General features: G+C 44.5%; 15 protein-coding genes. 8 read left to right on the top strand and 7 right to left on the bottom strand.

All coding sequences use genetic code 11. The annotated features are described in order from the left end of the window. Nucleotides 1-114 precede the first annotated feature (114 nt). Nucleotides 115-1,425 carry an MFS transporter gene (locus ACFVP7_RS22250; protein ID WP_014478548.1) on the bottom strand — a complete coding sequence of 437 codons (1,311 nt, stop codon included), beginning with the start codon at nucleotides 1,423-1,425 and terminating at the stop codon, nucleotides 115-117. Nucleotides 1,426-1,858: 433 nt separating this feature from the next. Between ACFVP7_RS22250 and ACFVP7_RS22245 the strand changes: the two genes are divergently transcribed. Continuing rightward, nucleotides 1,859-2,305, top strand: a complete 447-nt coding sequence (locus ACFVP7_RS22245; RefSeq protein ID WP_076457341.1) for a DUF6376 family protein — start codon at nucleotides 1,859-1,861, stop codon at nucleotides 2,303-2,305. A gap of 32 nt (nucleotides 2,306-2,337) precedes the next feature. Here ACFVP7_RS22245 and ACFVP7_RS22240 read toward each other — a convergent pair whose 3' ends face one another. Continuing rightward, nucleotides 2,338-3,267 carry a manganese-dependent inorganic pyrophosphatase gene (locus tag ACFVP7_RS22240; RefSeq protein ID WP_167560862.1) on the bottom strand — a complete coding sequence of 310 codons (930 nt, stop codon included), beginning with the start codon at nucleotides 3,265-3,267 and terminating at the stop codon, nucleotides 2,338-2,340. A 205-nt stretch (nucleotides 3,268-3,472) separates the two neighbouring features. Between ACFVP7_RS22240 and hypR the strand changes: the two genes are divergently transcribed. Continuing rightward, nucleotides 3,473-3,850, top strand: a complete 378-nt coding sequence (gene hypR, locus ACFVP7_RS22235; RefSeq protein WP_014478546.1) for a transcriptional regulator HypR — start codon at nucleotides 3,473-3,475, stop codon at nucleotides 3,848-3,850. 29 nt (nucleotides 3,851-3,879) lie between these two features. Here hypR and cotF read toward each other — a convergent pair whose 3' ends face one another. After that, nucleotides 3,880-4,362: a spore coat protein CotF gene (cotF, locus tag ACFVP7_RS22230; RefSeq protein WP_003243364.1), complete on the bottom strand. Its 483-nt coding sequence runs from the start codon at nucleotides 4,360-4,362 to the stop codon at nucleotides 3,880-3,882. 145 nt (nucleotides 4,363-4,507) lie between these two features. Between cotF and ACFVP7_RS22225 the strand changes: the two genes are divergently transcribed. The 4 genes from ACFVP7_RS22225 to rplI all read left to right on the top strand — a co-directional run bounded on the left by ACFVP7_RS22225 (nucleotide 4,508) and on the right by rplI (nucleotide 8,273). After that, complete coding sequence (locus ACFVP7_RS22225; RefSeq protein WP_003226909.1) at nucleotides 4,508-4,657, top strand: hypothetical protein; 150 nt, start codon at nucleotides 4,508-4,510, stop codon at nucleotides 4,655-4,657. Between the two features lie 224 nt (nucleotides 4,658-4,881). Then, nucleotides 4,882-5,811 (top strand): YybS family protein, encoded by a 930-nt coding sequence (locus ACFVP7_RS22220; RefSeq protein WP_257435376.1) that lies wholly within the window; start codon nucleotides 4,882-4,884, stop codon nucleotides 5,809-5,811. A 36-nt stretch (nucleotides 5,812-5,847) separates the two neighbouring features. Next, nucleotides 5,848-7,827, top strand: coding sequence for a cyclic-di-AMP phosphodiesterase GdpP (gene gdpP / locus ACFVP7_RS22215; protein WP_003242517.1), 1,980 nt, complete (start codon nucleotides 5,848-5,850; stop codon nucleotides 7,825-7,827). Beyond that, the gene (gene rplI, locus ACFVP7_RS22210; RefSeq protein ID WP_003226915.1) at nucleotides 7,824-8,273 is read left to right on the top strand and encodes a 50S ribosomal protein L9; all 450 of its coding nucleotides are present in this window, start codon (nucleotides 7,824-7,826) and stop codon (nucleotides 8,271-8,273) included. Before gdpP ends, rplI begins: the two co-directional genes overlap by 4 nt. 36 nt (nucleotides 8,274-8,309) lie before the next feature. Here rplI and ACFVP7_RS22205 read toward each other — a convergent pair whose 3' ends face one another. From ACFVP7_RS22205 to ACFVP7_RS22195, 3 genes are all read right to left on the bottom strand, one after another. Beyond that, nucleotides 8,310-10,361 (bottom strand): glycosyltransferase family 39 protein, encoded by a 2,052-nt coding sequence (locus ACFVP7_RS22205; RefSeq protein WP_396582889.1) that lies wholly within the window; start codon nucleotides 10,359-10,361, stop codon nucleotides 8,310-8,312. A 105-nt stretch (nucleotides 10,362-10,466) separates the two neighbouring features. Continuing rightward, nucleotides 10,467-11,675 (bottom strand): CynX/NimT family MFS transporter, encoded by a 1,209-nt coding sequence (locus ACFVP7_RS22200; RefSeq protein ID WP_396582888.1) that lies wholly within the window; start codon nucleotides 11,673-11,675, stop codon nucleotides 10,467-10,469. Between the two features lie 72 nt (nucleotides 11,676-11,747). After that, on the bottom strand, nucleotides 11,748-11,888 hold the full coding sequence (locus tag ACFVP7_RS22195) for a YycC family protein (protein ID WP_003242786.1): 141 nt from the start codon (nucleotides 11,886-11,888) through the stop codon (nucleotides 11,748-11,750). Nucleotides 11,889-12,008: 120 nt separating this feature from the next. Here ACFVP7_RS22195 and ACFVP7_RS22190 point away from each other — a divergent pair, with 120 nt between their 5' ends. Continuing rightward, on the top strand, nucleotides 12,009-12,212 hold the full coding sequence (locus ACFVP7_RS22190; RefSeq protein ID WP_003244312.1) for a hypothetical protein: 204 nt from the start codon (nucleotides 12,009-12,011) through the stop codon (nucleotides 12,210-12,212). Nucleotides 12,213-12,259: 47 nt separating this feature from the next. On the opposite strand, the gene ACFVP7_RS22185 is transcribed toward ACFVP7_RS22190, so the two are convergent. Then, entirely contained in the window at nucleotides 12,260-12,460 is a 201-nt protein-coding gene (locus ACFVP7_RS22185; RefSeq protein WP_003226922.1) for a DUF2188 domain-containing protein, read from the bottom strand. A gap of 169 nt (nucleotides 12,461-12,629) precedes the next feature. Here ACFVP7_RS22185 and dnaB point away from each other — a divergent pair, with 169 nt between their 5' ends. Next, nucleotides 12,630-13,994 (top strand): replicative DNA helicase, encoded by a 1,365-nt coding sequence (gene dnaB / locus ACFVP7_RS22180; RefSeq protein ID WP_003226923.1) that lies wholly within the window; start codon nucleotides 12,630-12,632, stop codon nucleotides 13,992-13,994. The last annotated feature ends 34 nt before the right edge of the window (nucleotides 13,995-14,028 follow it).

Genomic DNA, 14,028 nt, shown 5'->3' with positions numbered 1-14,028 from the left:
GGAGTCAAGGATAAAATGGTGGTGTTTTCGTCCGAAGACAGCCTAGTAAATGTGGGAGAAAGAAAATAACACTTGGCGGATTCAAAGAAAAGAGTGCTTTTCAGCAAGCACTCTTTATTCCAGTTTAATTCGTTTTACATCCCCTAATACAAACACATAAAAAACCAATCCCAGCAACAGCACAAAACCAGCTACCAGAAAGCTGAGCGTAAAGGAGCCTGTCACATCAAACAAATACCCTGTCAGTGACGCAGCAATAATGCCTCCGAACAGGTTGTTTGCGAGATTCACCATGGAGCTCAGCATGGATACGGAACCGATCGGCGCGAGTTCTGCGGAGATGGACCAGCCGACTGGAGCGGTTGCGGAAATTCCGGCGAGTCCGATGGAAATGCAAATAATGGCTACGGTAATATTGTTCGTCAGAATGGAGCCTAAAAAGAAAAAGCCGAAGCTCATTCCGACTATGATGACGGTACGGTACACCTTGGTGTTAGGATAGCCTTTCTTAATAAAATAATCGACGAGCCAGCCGCCGACGGCAATTCCGGAAATGGTTGAGATCAGCCACGGCACTGCCGTAAATAAACCGGACGACATGAGATCCATACCGTATGTATGTTTAAAGAAAGTCGGAAGCCAGGTGAGCAGCAGGTTGAATGTATACCCGTACCCTGTAAATCCGATCATTAAGCCCCATACTTTCCGATTGGTGAAAAGCTTTTTTAAAAGCGGGCCCGTTTTGTAAGGGATTTGCTCTGTTGTAATGGCATTGTGTTTTTGAATATAGTTTAGTTCACTTTTAGAAATGCGTTTGTGCCGTTCAGGCTGTTCATAATACTGCCAGAAAAAGATCGTAAATAGCACATTGATGCATCCAATCGTCAAAAAAGCGACACGCCAGTCAAATGTTGTGACAAGAAAGGCGACCAATGGCGCGCCGATTACATTTGAAAACTTGGCGGCCGAATCGAACAGTGAGTTTGCCAATCCCCGCTCACTTGGAGGAAACCAGAGAGCGGTTGCTTTAGAGGCAGCAGGGAACGCAGAGGCGCTCGTCAGCCCAATGAGAAACCGGAACAGATACAACAGCAATTTTCCTTGCAAAAAAGCAAGAAGGATCGTTAAAAAGCTCCATATTGTCATTCCAACCCTCGTGACCCATGCGACCCCAAAACGGTCCAGCAAACTTCCGACAGGCAGCTGCATCAGTGTATAGGAATAGGTGTAAATGGAAAACACGATGCCGAGTTCAGTTGCAGTAAGGTGAAACGAATCTTGTATCGCAGGAGCCGCTACCGAGATGGCCACTCGGTCAAAATAATTAAGAATAATAATGCCGCTAAGTAACGAAGATATGTACCATCTGGTATGCCCAGGCCGTTTCACGCGCTCTTGACTCATGATGAAAACCTCCTCTGTCATAGCATGATCTCCTGATAGAAAAACCATTCAAATTTTAAATACCACAGCGCGCTTTTATATAAACGGCAGGAATTTGACTGGAACAGATCGGTGCTTTAGAATGAAAGTAATAAAAATGAACACTCCAAAGGGGAGTAGCTTTCACAGTAAAGTCGTCATTACGGGACAAGGTGTCCTCGGCTTTGCTGGCAATCTCATTTGTTAGCGAGACCTTTGCCAAATCTGATTTGGTGAAGGTCTTTTTGTTTCAGGAACTTCACCAAATTGGTGGAGTTTTTTCATTTTTACCAAAAAGGGAGAGGAGCATCAGAATGTCTAAGCTGAAAAAGTGGCTGAAGCGTGAATTGGTGAGGAAAGGGCTGCCGTTAGCGAAAGAGAAATTGATTCCGATCTTAAAAGAAAAAATGAAAAAGAAACGATGAGGGGGCTGAAGATGAAGATCATTTTGACAATACTTGCCGGAGTGGGACTTTTGAGTGCAGGCGGATGCGGCATGCTTGATCAGGTGAACGACGGATTGAACTATACGAGTGAAGCAGCGGGGTATGTGGAGAAGGTGAAGACATTTGCAGAGGAAGCGCCTGAATTGGCTGAGAAAGCTGTAAATGACACCGAGGCGAAAGAAAAACTTGAAGCGCAGCTTGAGTCGATTCAGAAGGCTGCCGCTGATTTTAATGAATTAACGCCGCCTGATGCCGCAGCGGAGATTCATCAAACCATTCAGGAGCATAACGAAACCTTGCAGAAAAGCGCTGAAGAGGTGTTGAAACAAGCCGAGGAAGGCAAGGTATCGCTTAAAGAATTGGAGCAGTCAGACCTGGTCCAAAACGCAAAGCAAATTACTGATGTGATGGGACAAATTGAGAAGCTGGGTGAATAAGAAAAAGCATCCCGATGCGGGATGCTTTTTGCTTATTCAGCCATTGCGTCTGTTAAGACAGGAACGACTTGTTTTTTACGGGAAACAACGCCTTTTAAGAGGGCTGTGTTGTTTTCTAATGTAACGTTGAACGCTTTTTCCACTTTCGCTGCTTCGTTACCGATTGCAAGAGCAAGTGAATCATTTTCTAAGATATCAGTGATAACGAGAAGGAACAGATCAAGATTCTTCTCAGCCACAACTTTTGAGATCACAGCTTCTAATTCAGCTTGGCGTTTTTTTACATCTTCAATGTCCACTGTGTTTACTTGTGCGATTTCGACTTTCTTGCTGCCGAGCGTAAATTCTTTCGCATCAAGAGAAATGAGCTCTTCCACTGTTTTTTTGCTTAGATCAGCGCCTGCTTTCAACATGTTCAAGCCGTATTCTTCAGCATCTACGCCAGCGATCTCCGCAAGCTCTTTTGCTGCTGCTACGTCTTGGTCCGTGCAAGTTGGAGATTTAAATAACAGGGAATCAGAAATGATCGCAGACAGCATAAGGCCGGCAATTTCTTTCTCGATTTTCACGTTATTCTCTTTGTACATTTTGTTTAAGATGGTAGCCGTACAGCCTACAGGCTCAGCACGATAGTAAAGCGGCTCAGCTGTTTCAAAGTTAGCGATGCGGTGATGGTCGATAACCTCTAAAACCTGAACCTCTTCAATGTCTTTGATGCTTTGCTGGCGTTCGTTATGGTCAACCAGGATAACGGCGTTTACTTCGTTTGCAGCTGTTTCAACAAAGCGCGGGCTTTCTTGTTTGAAATAGTCAAGCGCGTATTGTGTTTCGCCGTTGACTTGTCCGAGACGGACAGGCTCAGCATTGAAGCCGAGTTTGTTTTTCAAATCAGCATAAGCAATCGCAGAACAAATCGTATCTGTGTCTGGGTTTTGGTGTCCGAAAATAAGTATCTTTTCCATGATAGCTCCTATCCTTTTTTTAAGTAGTGTAATCTTTATATAGTTTAACACGTCTTGCTGCAGGTGTAATCATGCAAACCCTTAAAAATTGATGTGAATAAGAAGCATTTTCTTTGAGCTAGGGAGAAAAGGTGTGTAAAATACTGGGTAGCTTAGTTGCAAAATGTAATGTAGTATCAAAAAAGGTACTATTGGAGGGTCAAGAATGAGTGGAAAAAAGAATATATACCCGAACAAAGAAGGCTGTCCAGTTGAATTTACTCTAGATGTCATTGGCGGAAAGTGGAAAGGAATTCTTTTTTATCACATGATAGATGGCAAGAAACGATTTAATGAGTTTCGGCGAATCTGCCCGAGTATTACTCAAAGAATGCTTACTCTTCAGCTGAGGGAGCTGGAAGCGGACGGCATCGTGCATCGTGAGGTTTATCAACAGGTGCCGCCCAAGGTTGAGTACTCTCTGACGGAATTCGGGCGAACGCTTGAACCGATTGTTTTGCAAATGAAAGAATGGGGAGAATCCAACAGAGACGTGCTGGAATCTTATCGTTCGAACGGTTTACTGAAGGATCAGCAGAAATAGCAGCAAAGGGAACTCCTTTGCTGCTTGTTTTATTTCATTGAAATGGCTCTGTTGGCGTTTCTGACATCGTTTTTCAACAGTTCAGAAAGGTTGTAAGACGGATAATATCCATGCTGATACATATATCGATAAACTTGGGCGTGCAGCTGGATGGCAGCATTCAGCTGTTTGACCAGTACGTTTCTTAATTGAGGTGTTGCTGTTTCTGTAATTGCGATGGCATAGCTGCGGACAGATGTTTTGGCAAAACCGAGCAGGTCACCGCTGTAAAATGGGTTATCTGCGCGTTCTTCTTCCTCATCTTCTCTGTGCGGAGCCTGTGGAAAGAACGGAAGAAGCTCTCTCAAATTTTGCTCAACACCCTGAATAGACACGTTATAAAGCTGTCTGAGCTGAGGGTCTTTTACTTCTCTTATCATTTTCTTCAGTTTAATGAGTCCGTTTGATTGAAAAGCAACCAGCTCGTGCATTTCTAATGTTTCATGCCAAGCCAATGTTCTGCGTTCATCCATGTGAAAATTCTCCTTTATCGATCAGATTCCATATCAGCATATGCCCAACGCTCAATGTTGTTCATGATGTTTTGAAGTTTTTAAAAAGGGAAATTCACCTTATATAGGATACGGGTTGAGAACATGCACAAAGAGGTGAAACACAATGTGGGACATGATAAAGAACTTTTTCTTGTTTAGCAGCGGCGTTCTGCAAGCAACAACCCTTTTACTGGTGATCTTAATTTTTATGTATGTCAGAAAAACGAAAAAGAAAAACAAGGAATCTTCTGGCTTTATGGATGATAAACATTAATTGTGATGGGCATTCTTTTCAAAGAATGTCTTTTCATTTTTCATGTTTCACATGAAACATTAGCGTCATTTTACTTGCGATTTGGACTTATGTTAAAATATAAAAGTAAAATTTAGAGATGATATAAAAACATTCGGTGCAAAGTATGTTGCAGCGATGAAAAAGAGCAGTCGTTTATGCTGCTCTTTTCTATTCGTATGTTCAGGATGATACGAGGTGACTAAGTGAAACAAACGAGAGCTTTAATGGAAGGTGCTATTTTAATCAGTCTGTTTGCGATCATCACGCTTCTGGTCGTTTATGTTCCTGTGATTGGAATACTGTTTTGGTTGGTTTTACCTCTACCTTTGATTTTATACACATTGAGATACGGGGCAAAATTAGGTTTTTGGATGAGTATTGTAAGTCTTCCCGTTATTTTTATAACTAGTTCAATTACTGGGGTCTTTTTAGCCATTATGTCCGCATTTACAGGTGTTGCTTTAGGTTTTTCTCTTAAGAAGAAGGATCCTGCAATTGCGATTTTATCTAGCTCTGTTGTTTCAGTGCTATGTATTATGATGTTTTTTGTGTTAAGTATTTTATTTATGGATATTAATATCATCGACAGGGCCTTAACACAATCACAGGAAGCGATTGATTCTGCTGAGTATATGATGAGAAATTCAGTTCATTCAGAAGAAATTAATAAAAACTTGGGTATAATGAGAGATCAATTAGACACAGCTCAATACCTATTTCCAACAGCTATTGTGGTGCTGGGGATAATATATGCTTTCCTCAGTTACCTTATCGCTAAGCCGCTCTTAAGGCGATTCTCCCCCGATATTCCTAATCTAAAGCCTTTTAGAGAGTTGAAGTTTCCGCAAAGTGTTGTAGTACTGTATTTGATTATTGTCATGCTTTCATTTTTGCCTTTAGAAAAAGGCCAAATGCTGTACTCTATCGCTTTAAATGGGGAGTTTATACTCGGGTTTCTGATTTTCATCCAAGGGTTATCATTTATCTTTTTCTATTGCCATAAGAAACAATATCCAAAGGCTGCGGCTGTGATTGCTGTCATACTTGGGTTTGTGCATCCGGTCTTCATGGCAGCCATTCGCATTTTAGGCGTTTTAGATATGGGCTTTCATATAAGGAATAAGGTGAAGTGAACATGAGTTTTACTCACATGGTGGGGAGTGATAGAAATGCCAAGCTTTTATGAAAAACCGCTGTTTCGGTATCCCATCTATGCATTGATTGCTCTGTCAATTATTACAATCCTCATCAGCTTTTATTTTAACTGGATATTAGGAACCGTCGAAGTGCTGCTGCTGGCAGTTATTTTGTTTTTTATTAAGCGTGCTGATTCTCTTATTCGACAAGAGATTGATGCTTATATTTCTACGTTGTCCTACAGGTTGAAAAAAGTCGGTGAAGAGGCATTGATGGAAATGCCGATTGGAATCATGCTTTTTAATGACCAATATTATATAGAATGGGCAAATCCGTTTCTTTCCTCTTGTTTTAATGAAAGCACTTTAGTGGGGAGATCACTTTACGATACTTGTGAATCGGTAGTGCCGCTTATCAAACAAGAGGTGGAATCGGAAACGGTTACATTGAATGACCGCAAGTTTAGGGTTGTCATCAAACGGGATGAGCGTCTCTTATATTTCTTTGATGTAACAGAACAAATTCAGATTGAAAAGCTATATGAAAACGAAAGAACCGTCTTGGCATATATTTTCCTTGATAACTATGATGATGTGACACAAGGATTGGATGACCAGACGAGAAGCACGATGAACAGCCAGGTGACATCTTTGCTGAACGCTTGGGCGCAGGAGTACGGGATCTTCTTGAAAAGGACGTCTTCAGAACGCTTTATCGCTGTACTTAATGAACACATCTTAACTGAACTCGAAAATTCGAAGTTTTCGATTCTTGATGAAGTGCGGGAAAAAACCTCATTTGACGGTGTAGCGCTGACGTTAAGCGTCGGTGTCGGGGCTTCAGTCTCTTCCCTGAAAGAACTTGGCGATTTGGCGCAATCCAGCTTGGACTTAGCACTGGGACGCGGCGGAGACCAGGTAGCCATTAAGCTGCCAAACGGCAAGGTGAAGTTTTACGGCGGTAAAACAAACCCAATGGAGAAACGAACAAGGGTGCGGGCCCGCGTGATTTCTCACGCCTTAAAGGAAATCGTCACCGAAAGCAGCAATGTGATTATCATGGGGCATAAATTCCCCGACATGGATTCTATCGGCGCAGCGATCGGGATTTTAAAGGTAGCTCAGGCAAATAACAAAGATGGTTTTATCGTGATTGACCCAAATCAAATCGGATCAAGTGTGCAGCGTTTGATTGGGGAAATCAAAAAATATGAAGAACTGTGGTCAAGATTTATTACGCCTGAAGAAGCAATGGAGATTTCCAATGATGACACACTGCTTGTGATCGTTGATACACATAAGCCGTCACTCGTCATGGAGGAACGGCTGGTCAATAAAATTGAACATATCGTGGTCATCGACCATCACCGAAGAGGTGAGGAGTTTATCAGAGATCCGCTGCTTGTTTATATGGAACCATACGCTTCTTCCACAGCGGAATTGGTGACAGAGCTGCTTGAATATCAGCCGAAGCGTTTAAAAATCAATATGATTGAAGCAACAGCCCTATTAGCTGGTATAATAGTGGATACAAAGAGCTTTTCTCTCCGCACGGGCTCGCGGACTTTTGATGCGGCTTCTTATTTAAGGGCAAAAGGCGCCGACACGGTGCTGGTGCAGAAGTTCCTGAAAGAAACCGTTGATTCCTATATTAAACGGGCGAAGCTGATCCAGCATACGGTCCTCTATAAAGATAACATTGCGATTGCTTCTCTTCCTGAAAATGAAGAGGAATACTTCGATCAAGTGCTGATTGCGCAGGCTGCCGATTCGCTGCTGTCGATGAGTGAGGTTGAGGCTTCATTTGCGGTGGCGAGACGGGATGAACAAACGGTTTGTATCAGTGCACGGTCGCTTGGCGAGGTAAATGTTCAGATCATCATGGAGGCCCTGGAAGGCGGAGGGCATTTAACAAATGCGGCGACTCAGTTGTCCGGCATTTCAGTTTCTGAAGCGCTGGAACGGCTGAAGCACGCCATAGATGAGTATTTTGAGGGAGGCGTACAGAGATGAAGGTTATTTTCTTACAAGATGTAAAAGGAAAAGGAAAAAAAGGCGAAGTCAAAAACGTAGCAGACGGTTATGCGCATAACTTTCTAATTAAAAAAGGCCTCGCGGTTGAAGCGAACGCGTCAAACATCAGCGCGTTAAACGGACAAAAGCAGAAAGAGAAAAAAGAAGCCATTGCTGAGCTTGAGCAGGCTAAGAGCTTGAAAGAGACATTAGAAAAACTGACTGTTGAGCTTAGCGCAAAATCAGGTGAGGGCGGCCGTTTATTTGGTTCAGTGACAAGCAAGCAAATCACTGAACAGCTCCAAAAAGACCATAACATTAAAGTAGATAAGCGGAAGCTTGAACTGCCGGACGGCATTCGTGCATTAGGATATACAAACGTGCCTGTGAAGCTGCATCCTGAAGTGCAGGCTGTGTTAAAGGTACATGTAAAAGAAGAAGCTTAATAGAAAAGAGGCTTGGATTCATCCAAGCCTCTTTTTTTATTCCACGAGATAAAGAGTTTGCTGGCTTTCTCCGCCAGGTCCTCTTCGCATTCCCTGCACGCTGTTTGTGCTGCTGGAGGAACCGCTGTACTCGTCAGATGTTATTTCTTTTCCGTTTTTCTTAATCCAGGAAACAAGTTCGCTGTTGCCTGAGTTGTTTTCTGACAGAAGGAAGTATTTCACTTTGCCTTCTTTGATCAGTTTTTTCAGTTCCGACACAGTCAGAATGGGATCCGTGCCGTTAAATCCGCCCATTGCCATAACAGATTCATTTTCGTAAATGATGTATGGCGCAGCTGTTACGGTTGTCAAAGTAGCAAATAAATATTCTTCGCCGGTATTGTGTTTTCTCAGATAGGACAGGAGCCCGCTGTCGACCTCTGAAGAGAACATGTTCCCGCCGTTTGCTGAGCCTTTGAGCTGCGGGCCGGATTCAGGAAGGACGCTGTTGCCACCGTATAGAAGCGGCGTTGCTGACCAGTAAACTGGTGTGAGAAGCAGAACGCACAAGCTGATGATGGTCAGCAGCTTACTGAACGGATGGCTGCGTTTAAGCATCAGAAGTGCAAGGGTGATGCCCAGTCCTAAGAGCCCCAGGACATACATCCATACACTGCCGATTTGGCTTGTATAAGCGCTCAGAATATACATCTGAAACACGGCTGTGATCAAGACGGCTGCCGGCAGAAGATAGCTGGACCAGTCTTTATTATTTTTGTATAAGCGGTGCATCGTATACCATCCGATACCAGAAAGGGCGGCAATCGGCGGTGCCAGCATAATCAAATAATACTGGTGGAAGAATCCTGCGATGCTGAAGAAACCAGCCACGGGAACAAGCCAAGCAGCCCAGAATAGCGTTTCTTTCATTTCAGCAGCATGTCCGCGGCGATCACGGTACCAGCTGACGATTGCGCCCAGTAATCCGATCAATGAGAATGGAAGCATCCAGCTGATTTGGCCGGAAAGTGCTGATTGGAAAAGACGAAGCGGGCCAGGATCACCGGTGCCGAACATATTCATGCTTTTTCCACCGCCAGGCCCTCCATTTCCAGGCCCGTTGCCGCCTGTGGGAGGTGTGCCTCCGCCTCCATTGAGAGCGCCGGTTTGTCCGTTAGGCGGCTGAGGCGCCTGTGAATGGTTTCCGAATGATTGATTTCCGTTCTGAGAAAAAGATGAACCGTTGCCATTTGGCGCTTGCATGTTGTCTTGATTCTGCATGTTCCCTCCGCCAGCAGCATTCATATCACCCTTTGCAAGGCCCGTAGTTTGCCCAAGCAGACGCTCTGTGCCGTTGTAGCCAAAGGCCAGTTCTAGCACTGAGTTGGTCTGGCTGCTTCCTACATAAGGCCGGCTTGAGGAAGAGGCTGAATCCACTGCAATCGCCCATGAGAGTGAAAGGCCTGTCAGAAGGACAAGAGACAGAAGCAGGGACCCGATTTTTTTCTTCAGAGAAACCCGATATGCAACCAGGTAGAATAACACAAATGCAGGCAATACCATAAACGCTTGCATCATCTTCATATTAAAGGCGAGCCCAATTAGGGCAAATGCCGTCAGCAGCCAAACCAGCTTGCCTTGTTTTACTGCCCGAAGCAGGCAAGCTGAACCGAGCAGTAAGGTAAAGACAAGCATGCTGTCAATATTGTTTGTCCGGCTGACAGCTACTGCGATAGGGGTCAGTGCCATAACAAGTGCGGAAATGCGGGCCGCTCCAATTCCAAAAGTCGGCTTGATCATTCTGTAGAGAAGGAAGACAGATCCAACTCCGGCAAGAGCCTGGGGAATGATGACACTCCACGTGTGAACACCGAAAATCAGTGCGAAAATCGTTTGAATCCATAACACGACAGGAGGCTTATCTACTGTCACAAATCCAGAAGGGTCAAATGACGCATAAAAGAAATTATGGAAGCTTTGCGTCATGCTTTTTACAGCCGCCAAATAGTACTGGTTCGCTGTGTCCTCCTGCCAAACGTGATACGTATTCAAAAAAGCTGCTGCCAGCAGAATAAGAATAAGGGCTGCGTCGAATCGTTTGGTTTTCATCGTTTTTCACCTCTTTATGGTGTCTAATTGTAAAAAACAAATATGAAAAACTTATGAATAAACCATAAAAATTCAAAGAAAAAAGCGGAGATATTTTCCCCGCTTTTATGCTGAATTTCTTTGTTTTTCTGACTGAAAAATGTATCGGTCTCGTCCGGCTCCCTGTCCAGCTGCTCCCATTACGATCAGGGCAGCAATGAGAAGCACAATCGGCATCGTCCAAGAATGTGTCTGGTCAAAGAGATAGCCGACAAAGATTGGCCCGACTGCTGCCAGCAGGTAGCCGAATGACTGAGACATGCCTGACAGCGCAGCGGCCTGTTGGGCATTTTCACTGCGGAGACCAATCAAAGTAAGGGCCAGACTAATGCTGGAGCCTTGCCCGATACCGATAATGATCATCCAGATGGCAAGCAATGTATGGCTTCCGCCCGCTAATAATCCGCAGAGGCCGATCAGATAAACTGAGGCCAGCGCCGCAACGATACCGCGCTGCTGTTTCACACGGTCAGCTAAAACTGGTGTCAGAAAAGTGGAAGGCAGACTCGCAAATTGCATGAGTGATACCATCCATCCGGCTGTTGCCGTGTCAATCCCGTGTGAACGGAGAATTTCAGGAAACCAAGCGATGCTGCTGTAAAATAAAAACGATTGCAGGCCCATAAAGATGGTGACATACCATGCCATTTTGGAAGCCCAAATGGAACTGGATTGCAGCTTCATTGTCTGGTTTGCCGTATCTCGATGGCGCAGCTGAGGTATCCAGATCAGCAATGCAAGCAAAGCCAGCCCGCCCCATAAGAGAAAGGCTTGTTTCCATCCGCCATTCATCTGGGTCGCTAAAGGAACGCTGACACCCGATGCTAAAGCTGCGAATATATTCATTGATGTTGTATACAGGCTGATCATGATCCCTGGCTTTTCAGGGTATTTATGTTTGATTAAGCTTGGCAAAAGTACGTTACCAATCGCAATCCCGACGCCGATAAGTACCGTTCCGAAAAACAAAGCGGCAGTATAGCCGGTAGAACGAGTCAGAACACCGATCAGCAGTATCACGAGACCTAGCCATAAAGTTCGCTCATTTCCGAGGCGCTGTCCAAGCTTAGGTGCAAGCGGAGAAAGAACTGCAAACGAAAGCAGCGGCAGTGCGGTCAAAAAACCGGCTGCCCCATTGGACATGTGCAGCTCTGCCCGGATAGAGCTGATGACCGGACCGACTGAAGTGATCGCGGGCCGTAAGTTAAAGGCGATAAAGATAATGCCGGTGACCAGCCAAAATGATTGGATTTTTTTATTATGTGGATGTGGCAAAGCAGTTACTCCTCTTTTCTAACATATACATGATATTATCCCGAAACAGGTAAGCAAGTATGTGAATGAAGGCTATGATTTGTCCTCTTTTTGCAGTTCAGCCATTTTGGCAAGCAGAATATGCTGAGGCATATGCATGATCTGTTCAAGCGGCAGATTCAAGGACTCTGCAAGCTTTTGTGCAGTTTCAGCAGAAATTTGCAAAGGTCTCACAAAAGATCCCTCCTCTCTTCTGTCCATTGTACAAGAATCAGATGTGAAATGTAAGAAGATGTCACAAAGGAATAGAGCAATCGGAAAATGACCGTTATAAAAGAGGTAAGGAGGGTTCTTATGCACGCACCGTTATCCTTATTAAAACAAATGCTGAAGGAACACCAAATAGACACTGAAAAAGCTGTCACTTTCGAAGAATATATAGCAATGAGGTTAAAGCTTCAGGAGCTGATGGGGAAATTTGCTTCGATCGGGGAGTGGGATCTGTATCAAAAAGCGGCAGATTTGATGATGCACATAGGCATCCAATGGATGAAATAAACCGATAACCGCTAAAAAACCCTCGCTGCAGCGAAGGCTTTCATTCATTAAAATGAGTGTTCTTCTTCCACATTTTTAAACTGGTCATAAATTACAAGCTTAGACGGACTGTTTTCCTTAGCCACCTGTTTGGCCTTTTCAATAGCGGCGTCTTTAGACGTATACAAAGCTGTCGGCGCTACATTCTCCACCTCAATAAACCAGCCGTCCGCATCAACATTAGGCGTAATCGCATATTTCTTTATCATCTTTCATTCCTCCCTCATGTTTTATTGCATTTTTCCCGCCTTGTTACTGTCCGAAACGATCCAATCTGCTAACTGAAAAAAACAGGAAACAGACAATTTTTCTATTTTTTTTCTGTAGAAATGGTAGAATGGAGGTTGGAGATTTTTTAATGAGAGGACGGTGCTTAGCATGACAGACCTTCTGAATGACCGGCTTCCTCCGCAAAATATAGAAGCCGAACAAGCCGTGTTAGGCGCTATTTTTTTACAGCCGTCTGCTTTAACACTGGCTTCAGAAGTATTGATTCCAGATGATTTCTATAGAATGTCCCACCAAAAAATCTATAATGCGATGCTGGTGCTCGGTGACCGAGGTGAACCGGTTGATCTGGTGACAGTCACATCAGAGCTTGCGAACACAGACCTGCTGGAAGAAGTAGGCGGCATTTCATATTTGACAGATATCGCAAACTCGGTGCCGACAGCGGCTAACATAGAATATTACGCGAAAATCGTTGAGGAAAAATCGATTCTTCGCCGATTAATCAGAACTGCAACAACGATTGCTCAAGACGGGTATACCCGTGAGGATGAGGTCGAGGATTTACTCAGTGAAGCGGAAAAAACGATTATGGAAGTGGCACAGCGCAAAAACACGAGTGCCTTCCAAAACATTAAGGACGTCCTTGTCCAAACCTATGATAATATCGAACAGCTTCACAATCGAAAAGGTGATATCACAGGGATTCCAACAGGTTTTACGGAGCTTGACCGGATGACTGCAGGTTTCCAGCGCAACGACTTGATCATTGTGGCTGCCCGTCCGTCAGTGGGGAAAACAGCCTTTGCTTTGAACATCGCACAAAACGTGGCAACAAAGACTGATGAGAGCGTAGCGATTTTCAGTCTTGAGATGGGTGCAGAGCAGCTCGTTATGCGTATGCTCTGTGCCGAGGGAAATATCAATGCCCAGAATCTCCGTACAGGTAACCTGACCGAAGAGGATTGGGGCAAGCTGACGATGGCAATGGGAAGCCTATCGAACAGCGGGATTTATATCGATGATACACCGGGTATTCGAGTGAGTGAAATCCGTGCCAAGTGCCGCCGCTTGAAGCAGGAAAGCGGGCTGGGCATGATTTTGATCGATTACCTGCAATTGATTCAGGGAAGCGGTCGTTCAAAGGACAACCGTCAGCAGGAAGTATCTGAAATTTCCCGTGAACTGAAGTCGATTGCCAGGGAGCTGCAAGTCCCTGTTATCGCGCTTTCTCAGCTTTCCAGGGGTGTTGAGCAGCGTCAGGATAAACGTCCGATGATGTCTGATATCCGGGAATCAGGAAGTATTGAGCAGGACGCGGATATTGTCGCGTTCCTTTATCGTGATGACTACTATGACAAAGAAACCGAGAATAAAAATATTATCGAAATTATTATCGCCAAACAGCGTAACGGCCCGGTAGGAACCGTGTCTCTTGCGTTCGTAAAAGAATACAACAAATTCGTCAACCTGGAACGGCGTTTTGATGACGCAGGCGTTCCGCCCGGCGCATAAGCCCCAAGAGCTGCTCTTGGGGTTTTTTCATTCG

It is taken from the genome of Bacillus sp. SG20033, from assembly GCF_044570195.1.
Lineage (GTDB): Bacteria > Bacillota > Bacilli > Bacillales > Bacillaceae > Bacillus > Bacillus subtilis.
Note: the sequence above shows the minus strand (reverse complement) of the source record. Positions and strands in the feature narration are given on the sequence as shown.